This is a genomic window from Actinoallomurus spadix (assembly GCF_024055725.1).
GTDB classification, from domain to species: domain Bacteria; phylum Actinomycetota; class Actinomycetes; order Streptosporangiales; family Streptosporangiaceae; genus Actinoallomurus; species Actinoallomurus spadix.
Genome location: NZ_JAMXMX010000013.1, coordinates 222,444 through 234,603 on the forward strand (window position 1 = coordinate 222,444; position 12,160 = coordinate 234,603).

The 12,160-nt window shown below is 69.2% G+C and carries 8 protein-coding genes; 4 read left to right on the forward strand and 4 right to left on the reverse strand.

The genetic code is table 11. The features are described 5' to 3' along the window. Nucleotides 1–65 precede the first annotated feature (65 nt). Genes NE235_RS21325 through NE235_RS21340 form a run of 4 tightly spaced genes read right to left on the reverse strand, consistent with a single transcriptional unit; the run spans nucleotide 66 to nucleotide 2,417 of the window. Nucleotides 66–494, reverse strand: coding sequence for a hypothetical protein (locus NE235_RS21325; RefSeq protein ID WP_252805663.1), 429 nt, complete (start codon nucleotides 492–494; stop codon nucleotides 66–68). A 49-nt stretch (nucleotides 495–543) separates the two neighbouring features. Beyond that, on the reverse strand, nucleotides 544–1,689 hold the full coding sequence (locus NE235_RS21330; protein ID WP_252805665.1) for a DUF2786 domain-containing protein: 1,146 nt from the start codon (nucleotides 1,687–1,689) through the stop codon (nucleotides 544–546). After that, entirely contained in the window at nucleotides 1,686–2,165 is a 480-nt protein-coding gene (gene bfr, locus NE235_RS21335) for a bacterioferritin (RefSeq protein ID WP_252805667.1), read from the reverse strand. Before bfr ends, NE235_RS21330 begins: the two co-directional genes overlap by 4 nt. 51 nt (nucleotides 2,166–2,216) lie before the next feature. Then, complete coding sequence (locus NE235_RS21340; protein WP_252805669.1) at nucleotides 2,217–2,417, reverse strand: (2Fe-2S)-binding protein; 201 nt, start codon at nucleotides 2,415–2,417, stop codon at nucleotides 2,217–2,219. Nucleotides 2,418–2,576: 159 nt separating this feature from the next. Between NE235_RS21340 and glgX the strand changes: the two genes are divergently transcribed. The 4 genes from glgX to NE235_RS21360 form a co-directional block, all read left to right on the forward strand. Then, a complete protein-coding gene (glgX, locus tag NE235_RS21345; RefSeq protein WP_252805670.1) occupies nucleotides 2,577–4,670 on the forward strand; it encodes a glycogen debranching protein GlgX in 2,094 nt (697 codons plus the stop codon). Beyond that, nucleotides 4,663–6,936 carry a malto-oligosyltrehalose synthase gene (treY, locus tag NE235_RS21350; RefSeq protein WP_252805672.1) on the forward strand — a complete coding sequence of 758 codons (2,274 nt, stop codon included), beginning with the start codon at nucleotides 4,663–4,665 and terminating at the stop codon, nucleotides 6,934–6,936. The genes glgX and treY overlap by 8 nt, the downstream gene beginning before the upstream one ends. Continuing rightward, nucleotides 6,933–8,645: a malto-oligosyltrehalose trehalohydrolase gene (treZ, locus tag NE235_RS21355; RefSeq protein WP_252805675.1), complete on the forward strand. Its 1,713-nt coding sequence runs from the start codon at nucleotides 6,933–6,935 to the stop codon at nucleotides 8,643–8,645. Before treY ends, treZ begins: the two co-directional genes overlap by 4 nt. A gap of 348 nt (nucleotides 8,646–8,993) precedes the next feature. Beyond that, a partial coding sequence (locus tag NE235_RS21360) for a hypothetical protein (RefSeq protein ID WP_252805677.1) occupies nucleotides 8,994–12,160 on the forward strand: 3,167 nt, incomplete at its 3' end.

The window sequence follows — 12,160 nt, forward strand, 5'->3', positions numbered from 1 at the left end:
GATTGTTCACGGCCGCGTGGCGGGGGCCCGGTGATCGCGTCCGCACGCGATGTGGATCGGCGAGGTCAGGAGTCGGGGAAGAGCCAGAGGTCCTGGGCGGCGGTGGCGCGGACGAACGCGGCGAGCGCCTCGATGCCGCTCAGGGGAACGGTCGTGGCGTCGTCGAGCGGCACCTCGTCCGTGCCGGCGGCGCGGGCGTCGGTGAGCCAGTGGTCGAGGCGGTCGGCGAGGTCCCGGACCTGCGCCGGGTCGAGCAGCTCGTACAGGTTGAACCCGAGCGTGCGGTTGACCCACTCCCGGTAGACCTGGCCGCGGAACCCGGTGGAGTCGCCGTCGGAGGGCCAGAACAGGCCTTCGGGGAAGTCCCGTGGGACGTCCTCGAACGGGTCGAGGTCCGCGGGCCCCTCCCACTCCCAGGTCACGGGCGTCCGCAGCGTGTCGTGGCCCTTCACCGCCGGGTCTCCCGGGCGGACCGCATAGACATCGAGTCCCATGCCCCTGATCGTCGCACAATGTGACCAGGTGTGCCGAAAAATGACACGGTCAGCGGACCGGCCGGCGGGTACCCAGGTCGGCGCGGTCGGCGGCGGCCCGGCCGGACAGCCAGCCGCCCCGGTCGCTGACGCTCATCCGGCGGCCGGTGAGCCGGGGGAACATCGCGGTCATCGCGTCCTCGACGGCCCGGTCGCGGGCGGCGAGGACCGGGAGGAGGTCCGTGCCGGGCGTCTCCGCCGCGGCCCGGTGCTCGGCCGCGGCGGCGGCCTCGGTGAGACGCTCGCCGACCCGGACGGCGTAGGACGCCAGGAACGCCCGGCGGAACGCGCGCGTACGGGCACGGTCGCCCTCCTCGTGGACGAGCGCGGACGTCGCCTGGACCAGCAGGGACGTGAAGAGCAGTTCGACGGCGTCCAGGTCGGCGGGGAAGCCGACCACGGTGCAGAAGCCGAGCGACCTGCTCCAGGCGGCACGGCACCGGTTCGCGTCGGCGACGGCGCCCAGCAGCAGGGCCTTCGGCGACTCGTAGGGACGGTCGATCGGCAGGCGGCGGCCGACGGGGCCGTCACCGGTCCGTCCGGTCCGCGCGGTGAGGAGCGCGGAGTCGAGGCTGTGGCGGGCCATCAGCTCCTGGGCCCGGGTGGTCAGGGCCTCCGCCTCCTCGGGGAACTCGGTCGACTCGGCCTTGGCCAGGAGCGCCTGGACCTTGTCGAGGACGCGCCGGTCGGCGTGGACACCGGGCTCGGAGGGATGGGCGCCGGGCACCGAGGACCGGGTGCCGGGCTCGGAGGGGCGGGCGTGGCCGGGCGGCGGGCAGAGGATCTCCAGGCGGGGCAGCGCGCGCAGCAGGGCGGTCAGGCGCAGGGCGCAGCCGGCGGCCGCGGCCTGGTCGGTGCCGTGGCGGGCCGCCCACTCGGCCAGGTACGTGTCGTCGCGCCGCCACCACACGGTGGCCCCGAGCGCCGTCAGCCGGCCGCGCCACCATTCGTCCACGGTGCCCGCCGCGTACGCGCGCATCTCGGCGGCGATCGCGTCGGTCATCATCCGGCCGGCCCGGTTCCCGTGCGTACGGGCCGCGTGGCGTACGAGGTCGGCCGGCTGCCAGCCCAGCCGCCACGCCGCCGTGACGCCGGCGATCAGGGCGCCCGGCAGCGCGCGGTCCGCTCCGGGGGCCTCCCGGGGCGGGCGGCTCACTCGCCCGGAGGCTCGGCGTAACGCTGGAGGTAGAGCGGCTCGCCGAGCTTCTCCAGGAGCTCCAGCTCCGTCTCCAGGTAGTCGATGTGCTCCTCCTCGTCCGCGAGGATCTCCTCGAAGATCCGGGCGGACGTGACGTCACCGCGCGAGCGCATCAGCTCGATGCCGGGACGCAGGCGGTCGACCGCCTCGATCTCGACGGCGAGGTCCGCGCGGAGCTGCTCGGGAACGCTCTGGCCGATGCGCAGCGGGTTCAGGCGCTGGTAGTTCGGCAGGCCCTCGAGGAAGAGGATGCGGTCGGTCAGGCGTTCGGCGTGCCGCATCTCGTCGAACGACTCGGCGCGGGTGTGGCTCGCGAGCTTCGTGAAGCCCCAGTTCTCCTGCATCTTGGCGTGCAGGAAGTACTGGTTGATCGCGGTCAGCTCGGCGGTGAGCTGCTCGTTCAGCAGCGCGATGATCTCCCTGTCACCTTCCATACCTCACCATCGTGGCACGGGAGGGCGCCGGTGGAGCCGACCGACCCGCGGTCAGGCCGCGGTGGTCATCGCGTCGTCGGGCTCGGCGGGGGTGAAGTGCTGCTCGATCAGGGCGCGGATCCGGTTCACGCACGAGCCGCAGCCGGGGCGCATGCCGCAGGCCGCGCGGACCTCCTTGGCCGAGCAGGCCCCTGCCGCCACATGATCGCGCACGTCCTCGTCGGTGACGGCGTGGCAGACACATGCGTACATTGAGGGGAGCCTCTCGGTCAGATCCATTAGGTAAGGCTCTCCTAAGGTAACGCAGGGTGTGTGACCAGGCAATACGGGGTGGCGACACTCGGCCCGTTCGGCTACGAACCGGCATGAACATCCGCGTGTGAGGCGATCACGGTTGGGAAGCTCACCCATGTGACACGCGTATGGCCGGGCGATCCCTACCCCCTCGGCGCCCACTACGACGGCGCCGGCACCAACTTCGCACTGTTCTCCGAAGCGGCCACCCGCGTCGAGCTGTGCCTCTTCGACGACGAGGGCGGGGAGACACGGCTCGAACTGCCCGAGACCTCCGGGTCCGTCTGGCACGGCTACCTGCCGACGGTCGGGCCCGGGCAGCGCTACGGCTACCGGGTGCACGGCCCGTACGACCCGGGGAACGGGCAGCGCTGCAACCCGAACAAGCTGCTCCTCGACCCGTACGCCAAGGCGGTCGAGGGGGACGTCGACTGGGACGAGTCGCTGTTCTCCTATCGGTTCGCCGACCCGTCCGCCCGCAACGACGACGACAGCGCCCGGCACCTGCCGAAGTCCGTGGTGATCAATCCGTACTTCGACTGGATGTCCGACCGCCATCCCCGGACGCCGTACCACGAGACGATCATTTACGAGGCGCACGTCAAGGGCCTCACCAAGCTGAACCCGAACATTCCGGAGGCGCAGCGCGGCACCTACGCCGGGCTGGCGCACCCGTCGATGATCGATTACTTCAAGGACCTCGGCGTCACCGCGGTCGAGTTGATGCCGGTGCACCAGTTCGTCCACGACGACGTCCTGCTCCAGCGGGGACTGTCGAACTACTGGGGCTACAACACGATCGGCTTCTTCGCCCCGCACAACGGGTACTCCTCCACCGGGCAACTCGGCGAGCAGGTGCAGGAGTTCAAGCTGATGGTCCGGACCCTGCACGAGGCGGGCATCGAGGTGATCCTCGACGTGGTCTACAACCACACCGCCGAGGGCAACCACCTCGGCCCGACCCTGAGCTTCCGCGGCATCGACAACGCGCACTACTACCGGCTCGTCGACGGCTCGCCGGAGTACTACATGGACACGACCGGCACCGGCAACAGCCTCAACGTCCGCCAGCCGCACGCGCTCCAGCTGATCATGGACTCGCTGCGGTACTGGGTGACCGAGATGCACGTCGACGGGTTCCGGTTCGACCTCGCGTCGGCGCTGGCCCGGGAGTTCCACGAGGTCGACCGGCTGTCGGCGTTCTTCGACCTCGTCCAGCAGGACCCGATCGTCTCCCGGGTCAAGCTGATCGCCGAGCCCTGGGACGTCGGCGAGGGCGGCTACCAGGTCGGCAACTTCCCCGCGCTGTGGACGGAGTGGAACGGCAAGTACCGCGACACCATGCGCGACTACTGGCGGGGCGTGGAGGGCCGGCTGCCGGAGTTCGGCAGCCGCTTCACCGGCTCCAGCGACCTGTACGCCGACGACGGGCGGCACCCGATCGCCTCGGTCAACTTCATCACCGCCCACGACGGGTTCACCCTGCACGACCTCGTCGCCTACAACGGCAAGCACAACGAGGCGAACGGCGAGGACAACCGTGACGGCGCCGACGACAACCGCTCCTGGAACCACGGCGTGGAGGGCGAGACCGACGACCCGGACATCACCGCGCTCCGGGAGCGGCAGAAGCGGAACCTGCTGACCACGCTCCTGCTGTCCCAGGGCGTGCCGATGATCTCCCACGGCGACGAGGCCGGCCGGACCCAGCGGGGCAACAACAACGTCTACTGCCAGGACAACGAGCTGTCCTGGCTGGACTGGTCCGACTCCCCGGCGAACGACGTCCTGCGGGCGTTCGTGCGGCGGGTGACCGAACTGCGGCGGGAGCACCCCGTGTTCCGGCGCCGCCGGTTCCCCACCGGCGAGGGCGACGTCGTCTGGTACACCCCCTCGGGCCGGCCGATGTCCGACGCCGACTGGCAGACCCCGTACGCCAAGGCGGTCACGGTCTTCCTCGACGGCGACCGCATCGCGGAGCCGGACCCGCGCGGCGAGCAGGTCCACGACGACTCGTTCCTGCTGCTGTTCAACGCGGCCGACACCGACCTGGACTTCGTGGTGCCCGATACCGGCGGAGGGATGTGGACCGGCGTGCTCGACACGGCGACCCCGATCGAGGTGTACGAGTATCACGAGCGGCCGGTGCGCCGCTCCGGCGAGAAGGTCCGCGTCGAGTCCCGCTCCCTTCAGGTGCTGCGTCGTGTCTAGGCGGCCGACCGGAACGTACCGGCTGCAACTGCGCAGGGGCTTCGGGTTCGCCGAGGCCGGGGAACTGGCCGGTTACCTCGCGGCGCTCGGCGTCTCGCACGTGTACCTGTCGCCGATCCTGCAGGCCACCCCGGGCTCCGCGCACGGCTACGACGTCGTCGACCACGCGCGGATCTCCGACGACCTCGGCGGCGAGGAGGGCTTCCGGGCGATGGCGGCCCGGATGCGCGAGCACGGCCTGTCGATCATCGTGGACGTCGTGCCGAACCACATGGCGATCCCCGCGCCGGAGAGCCTGAACCGGCAGTTCTGGGACGTCATGCGCCGGGGAGCGGACTCCCCGTACGCCCGATGGTTCGACATCGACTGGTCGCAGGGCGTCGTCGTGGTGCCGGTCCTCGGCTCGCCCGACGACGAGCCGCGCCCGGACGGCGACGTGCTGCGCTACCACGACCACGTCTTCCCGCGCGAGGGCCGCTACCGCCCGGCGTACTGGCGCGAACCCGCCCTGAACTACCGCCGCTTCTTCGACATCTCCTCCCTGATCGGGCTGCGCGTCGAGGACCCGGAGGTCTTCGACGCAACGCACGCGGTGCTCCTGCGGCTGGTCGATCAGGGCCTCATCGACGGTCTGCGGATCGACCACCCCGACGGGCTCGCCGACCCGCGCGGGTACCTGCGGCGGCTGGAACGGCCACGCGGCTGGGTGGTCGTCGAGAAGATCCTTACCGGCGACGAGCCGCTGCCCGGCGACTGGCCCTGCGCGGGCACCACCGGGTACGACGCGCTGGGCATGGTCGGCGGGCTGTTCGTCGACCCGGCGGGGGAGAAGCCGCTGACCGAGGCGTACAGCGCGCTGACCGGCGGCCCCGCCGACTTCACCGAGGTCGAGCGGGTGGCCCGGCGGTTCGCCGCCGAGCGGATCCTCGTCCCGGAGGTGCGCCGCCTGACCGCGCTGCTGACGCGGATCCTGCCGGAGGAGGACCCCGGCGCACTGCGGGAGGTCCTGGTCGAGCTGCTGGTCGCGATGCCGGTCTACCGGGCCTACCTGGTGCCCGGCGAGGAGCCGCCGGCCCAGGCCCTGGAGATCGTCGCCCAGGCCGCCGCCGAGGCCCGCGCCGTCCTCCCGGACGGCGACCTGCTCGACAAGGTCGTCCCGCTCGTCCTGGGCCTGGGCGGCCGCGACGAGACGCGCGACGAGTTCGTCGTACGGTTCCAGCAGACGTCCGCGCCGATGACCGCGAAGGGCGTCGAGGACACCGCCTTCTACCGCTGGTCGCGGCTGGCCGCGCTGAACGAGGTCGGCGGCGACCCGGCGCGGTTCGCCGTCGCGCCGGAGGACTTCCACGCCTACTGCGCGCGGATCGCCGCCGACTGGCCGCGGACCATGACCACGCTGTCGACGCACGACACGAAGCGGCAGGAGGACGTACGGGCGCGGCTGGCCGTCCTGTCGGAGCTGCCGGACGAGTGGGTCGCCGCCGTCGGCCGCTGGCGGTCCCGGGCGCCGGAGAGCCCGCTGGAGCCCGACCTGGACTACCTCATGTGGCAGACGATCGCCGGCGCGTGGCCGCTGCCGCCCGACCGGCTCCGGGAGTACCTCACCAAGGCGATGCGCGAGGCGAAGACCCGCACGTCCTGGACCGACGGCGACCCGGCGTACGAGGAGGCGGTCCTGGCCCACGCCGACGCGGTGCTGTCCGACCCGACGCTGACCGCGGACGTCGAGCGGTTCGTCCAGCGGATCACCCCGTACGCCCGGGTGAACTCGCTCGGCCAGAAGCTGGTGCAGCTGGCCATGCCGGGCGTGCCGGACGTGTACCAGGGCTGCGAGCTGACCGGCCTGTCCCTCGTCGACCCCGACAACCGGCGCCCGGTCGACTACGCGCACCGCCGCGAGCTGCTCGCCGACCTCGACGCCGGGACCACCCCGGCCGACCTCGACGGCGAGAAGCTCCTCGTGACGTCCCGCCTGCTCCGGATGCGCGAGCAGCACCCGGAGTGGTTCGACGGCCCGTACGATCCGGTGGCCGCCACGGGTTCCGCCGCCGCCCACGCGGTGGCGTTCCGGCGCGGCGGCGTCGTGATCGTCGCGACCCGGCTGCCCGCCGGGCTCGAACGCCGCGGCGGCTGGGCCGACACCCACCTCGACCTGCCCGGCGGCCCCTGGCACGACGTCCTCACCGACCAGTCCTACCCCTCCGGCCTGGAGCTCAGCGGGGTCCTCCGGCTGCTCCCGGTCGCCGTCCTGATCGAGGCCGCATGAGGTACGAGGTGTGGGCACCGGCCGCCGAGACCGTCGAGGTGCAGACCGGCGACGCCCGGCACGCGATGACGCGCTCCGAGCGGCCCGGCTGGTGGACCGCGGAGGTCGGCGGCGAGGGCGGTGCGCAGGACTACGGCTTCGTGCTCGACGGCGAGGGACCGTTCCCCGACCCGCGCTCGCCCTGGCAGCCGGACGGCGTGCACGGGCTCAGCCGCACGTACGACCACGGACGCTTCGAATGGTCCGACGACGGCTGGCGGGGCCGGCCCCTGGCGGGCTCGGTCCTGTACGAGCTGCACATCGGGACCTTCACCCCCGAGGGCACCTTCGACGCCGCGATCGACCGCCTCGACCACCTCGTCGACCTCGGCGTCGACGCCGTCGAGCTGCTCCCGGTCGCGGCCTTTCCCGGGCGGCACGGCTGGGGGTACGACGGCGTCCACCTGTGGGCGGTGCACGACCCGTACGGCGGACCGGACGGGCTCAAGCGGTTCGTGGACGCGGCGCACCAGCGCGGTCTGGCGGTCGTCCTCGACGTCGTCTACAACCACCTCGGTCCGAGCGGCAACTACCTGGGCCGCTACGGCCCGTACTTCACCGACGCCCACCAGACGCCCTGGGGCCCGGCCGTCAACGTCGACCAGGCCGGCTCCGACGAGGTCCGCGCGTACATCATCGGGAACGCGCTGATGTGGCTGCGCGACTACCACGTCGACGGGCTGCGGCTCGACGCCGTCCACGCCATCCGGGACCAGCGCGCGCTGCACCTGCTGGAGGAGCTGGCCGTGTCCGTGTCCCGGCTGAGCGCCGCGACGGGCCGGGAGATGTTCCTCATCGCCGAGTCGGACCTGAACGACCCGCGTCTGGTCACCTCCCGCGAGGCGGGCGGGTACGGCCTGGACGCGCAGTGGAGCGACGACTTCCACCACGCCCTGCACACGCTGCTCACCGGCGAGCGGCAGGGCTACTACGCCGACTTCGGCACCCCCGCCGTGCTGGCCAAGACGCTGACGCGGGTGTTCCTGCACGACGGGACCTGGTCGTCGTTCCGCGGCCGTACGCACGGACGGCCGGTCGACACGCACCGCACGCCGGCCCACCGCTTCCTCGGCTTCCTGCAGAACCACGACCAGATCGGCAACCGCGCCACCGGCGACCGGATCTCCGCGAGCCTGTCCCCGGGCCTGCTCAAGGTCGGGGCGGGCCTGCTGCTGACCGCGCCGTTCACGCCGATGCTGTTCATGGGCGAGGAGTGGGGTGCGGGCACGCCGTGGCGGTATTTCAGCGATCATCAGGAGCCCGACCTTGCCCGGGCTGTTAGTGAGGGCCGCCGTCGGGAGTTCGCCGGTCACGGCTGGGCGTCGGAGGACGTTCCCGACCCGCAGGATCCTGAGACCCACCGGGCCTCGGTTCTGAGTTGGAGCGAACTCGGCGAGCCGGGCCGCCGGGAGCTGTACGCGTGGTATCGCGCTTTGATCGCGTTGCGGCGGGCCGAGCCTGAGTTGACCGATCCGCGTCTGACGGAGGTGGCGGTCGAGTATGGCGAGTCCTGGCTTGTGATCCAGCGTGGTTCGCTCCGGATCGCGGCGAACCTGGGCACGGACCCGCTGCCTCTGCCGGAGGGCGACGTCGTCCTGGCTTCCTTCACCGGAGTGGCCGCGGGCAGGCTGCCGGGCGAAGCCTTCGTTGTCCTGCGATCTTTCCGGTAGTGCCGGGGCGTTACGGCTCGCTGCGCTCGTGAGGGGGATCGAGCTGGTGATCGTGCGGGTGGTCCGGCCGGCATCGGCTTCCAGGGGTGTTCGGTGTCGGGTGTGGTGTGGGCGGGATGGTTGTGTGGGTGGGATGGGTGGTGGTTCTCGTCCGTTTCGGGGGTTGATTTTTGAACCGTTCGCTCGTTTGATCCGTATGTCGATGGTGTGGGCTTTTTGGTCCGCGTTGATAGGAACAGGGACGATTCGGGTTCCGGGTCGGGATACCGGTGTGGGGAGGCGGCTATGCGGGTGGCTGAGTGGCGTAAGTCGGCTTGGAGTGCTGCGGCGTGTCTGGAGGTTGCTCCGGTGATCATCACGGAGCAGGATCCTGTGACGGGGGCGGTTATCGCCTTTGAGGCGGCTCCGGCTGGTTCCCCGCAGGTCGGCACCGCCGTTGAGGGGGCTGGAACGGTTGGCGCGCCGGTTTCGGCCGGTGGTGTGGGTGCTGTGGCCGGCCGTGGTGAGGTCACTGCCATGGCGGCGGGTGCTTCGCTGGCTGCCGATGATGTGCTTGCGGCGCTGGTGCCGGCTGTGGATGCCGGTGTGCCGGTGGTTGAGTCGCAGTTGAAGGGCGTGGTCGCGAAGGTTGCGAAGTGGGCGGCGGAGATGCCGGCTGAGTTGTCCGCTGGTGAGGAGCAGGCGTGTGCGGTGTTGATGCGCCGGTTCGCGACGGGGGATGTCAGGCATGGGATGCCTCGTGGTGAATGGGCTGATGGTGGCGCCGTGGAGGCCGGTCGTGGTGATCGTGGCCTGTTCAGCCGTCTTGTTTCGGCTTCTGTTGTCGATGACGCGGTGGTGGTTTCTGATGCGGTGCATGTGCGTTCTTTGGGGGTGCCGGCTGAGGATTGGGTGCGGGTCGGTACGTGGGAGGAGCTTTTTGATGTCGTGACCGGCGGTGTTGAGCTGGAGGCGGGTGGCGGGGTTGTTGTTCCGGCGGCGGTGTTCGTGCGGGTGCGGCAGCCTGGGACGACGGCGCATATGGTGGGGCTGGTTCCGGCTGTGGGTGATGATGGTACGGAGCGTGTGTGGCGTTTTGACCCTGACTTCAGTGCCGCTGCGCGGCAGGCTGAGATCGAAGCCCTTAAGCGGAGCGGCATTGATACCGGAAAGGTTCAGGGGCTGATCGCCGCCGGCTGGGCCGGGCAGTGGCTGCACGAGACAGGCCCGGACGATATGAAGCGCTGGTCTCCTGTTACCGCCAGTGCTTTGTTCGTGGACGAGAGTGGCCACGTTTTCAAGCCGCGGTTTGATGCCGCTCTGGAGTCGAGCAGGCCTTATTGGGCGCTCACCGACCCGACCGATCCCCGCGTCGCAGGCCGTATCCAACTACCGAGCGACAAGCAAAAGGTGTGGGAAGGATTCAAAAAAGCGAAAGGATCAGGCATCTCCGCTAAAGATATTCGTCTGGACATCTTCAAGGGCGCTCGCGCGCTCGAAGATATCATAAAGATCATCGGCCTCCTCGCCGGCGAAAATCCCGGCGCGATCCGAACCTTCAAAAAGCCCGGTGAAAGAACACGGTATTGGGGGCTGAGGTTCGACCCTGACAATCCGGGGGTAAACTACCTCCCACCACTCGATGCTCTTGACATTGAAAACTTGGACGTTCCTCCTAAAACCGTGGAGTGGCTGCGGGACGCTCTCACCAAAGCAGGGGAGGCCGGCCTGCCCGCGTACGAAATCGACGTAGAGGCGTTCAATTCCGATAAGTTGATCGATGACCTCGCCGTCCTTTACTCTGGGCGATTCCGGACCTGGATTGCAAAGGTTAAAGGAAGCCGTGGAGGGGGTGGTGCAGGGGTCCTGGAGCGATTTTATGGTCCGGTGCGCGATGCGAACGGTCTTCCCTACCCAAAGCCGGACGGTGCCGGTGAAGTGCATGAACTCCTGCCCAGTGGCACTTCCAACCGACGGTTGGCGAGGCTACGGTATAACCTGCTCATTGCGGGCCGTGAGCAGATTGCGGGCCGTAAGGAGTCGGCCGGCATCTCCCGTCGGGACATTAACGATTCATTCAGTCATGTAACAAAAGAGGTGGCCGACAAGCTGATCGACGAACTCGGTGTCCGTTGGCCTGGCCGGTTCCGGACCTGGGAAATCGGTGGCAGAAACGTTTCCGGCTATGTCGGGCCGGTGTACCGTCCGGATGGGGAGGGGGAGTACGAGCTTCCTGAGGGTGCCCGTGACGTTGTGGTGCTCGGGGCTGTCCCCGCGCCTGGAGCCGGTGTTGTTCGAGCGGGCGCCGCTGGCGGGGGCCTCAACGCGGACGAGCTCCTGCGATTTGACGTGATGGAGCTGGGGTATGTCGTCGCCGGAGTGGGGGAGGGTGGTCTGCGCGTCGATGAAATCGATAGGCGGATGCCTCCGAGCGTGTCCGGTGTTACTAGGCATGAGTTGATCAGTCGGCTCGGTGACTTCTACCCCGGCCGGTTCCGGACCTGGAGAATCGGCAACGCCGACTATGTTGGGCCGGTTTACCGTACGGATGGGGAGGGGGAGTACGACCTTCCATTGGGTGCCAGTGACGTTGAGGTGCTCGACGCGTTTTTGCAGGCTGATATGACGGCGCTGTGGCTATTCCTCATCGAAGGGGGGGAGGACGGCCGGCGCCTCATCAACGGCCAATTCGCGGGTTTCGAGAGCGTTTCCGGTCGTACTGCGGGTGAGTTGGTCGGCCGGCTCGGTGACTTCTACCCCGGCTGGTTCCGGACCTGGCCGGTTCATGATGATGCGGACGCCGTTCATTATGTTTACGGGCCGGCGAAAAACCCGCAGGGAGAGCTCTATCCGGCCCCGGCTGGAGCCTATGAGGGAGTGTTTTCTGTTCTCGGTGACAGCTCTGCGTCCGGGGTCGATGGGGGTTATGGGGGCTGGGCGGCGTCCGGGGCGGGTTTGCAGGGGGCTCAGGAGTCGGGTTATCAGGTGCCGCAGGCGTGGCCGCAGGGTGCTGGTCCTTCGGTGTCCGCGTCCGGGTCCGATGATAGGGGTTATGGGTCTGGGGTCTCGGTTCCTGGGTGGGGCTCTAATGTAGCGTTTTCTCAGTATTGGCATGGTGGTGCGGGTTCTGGTTCTGAGGGTTTTGAAGCTGGCCACGTCCTTGGCAGTTCGGGTGATTTCAATTACTTCAAGGATGTGGTAAACGTGGCCAAGGCGGCACTTAGGCGGCCTATCACTATTGAGCAGTATTTGGCTGATGTCGGGGCGAGAGGTGTTGATGAGCCGGTTGCTCGGGCGGCCTGGAAGCAGGCCGTTGCTGAGGCTTTTCCGGGTGGTGCGGTGCAAGAGCCTTTTGTGGGGCTGACGAACGTTGTTGTGCCGTCGTTTGAGGATGTTTTTGGTGCGGCTGGTGGTGGGGAAAAGCGGGTGGCCGGTGGTGTTGGTGGGGGTTGGGGTGCGGGTTTGGGGGGGGTGCCGGAGGGTGTGCGGTGGGTGAATGCTCTTCGGGCGTATTCGTGGGGTCTGGAGTTTGTTCC

Coding starts and splice junctions, on each gene's coding strand:
- NE235_RS21325 (WP_252805663.1), bottom strand. CDS start 494: ATGGGACTCGATGTCTATGCGGTCCGCCCGGGAGACCCGGCGGTGAAG.
- bfr (WP_252805667.1), bottom strand. CDS start 2,165: ATGGAAGGTGACAGGGAGATCATCGCGCTGCTGAACGAGCAGCTCACC.
- NE235_RS21340 (WP_252805669.1), bottom strand. CDS start 2,417: ATGTACGCATGTGTCTGCCACGCCGTCACCGACGAGGACGTGCGCGAT.
- treZ (WP_252805675.1), top strand. CDS start 6,933: ATGAGGTACGAGGTGTGGGCACCGGCCGCCGAGACCGTCGAGGTGCAG.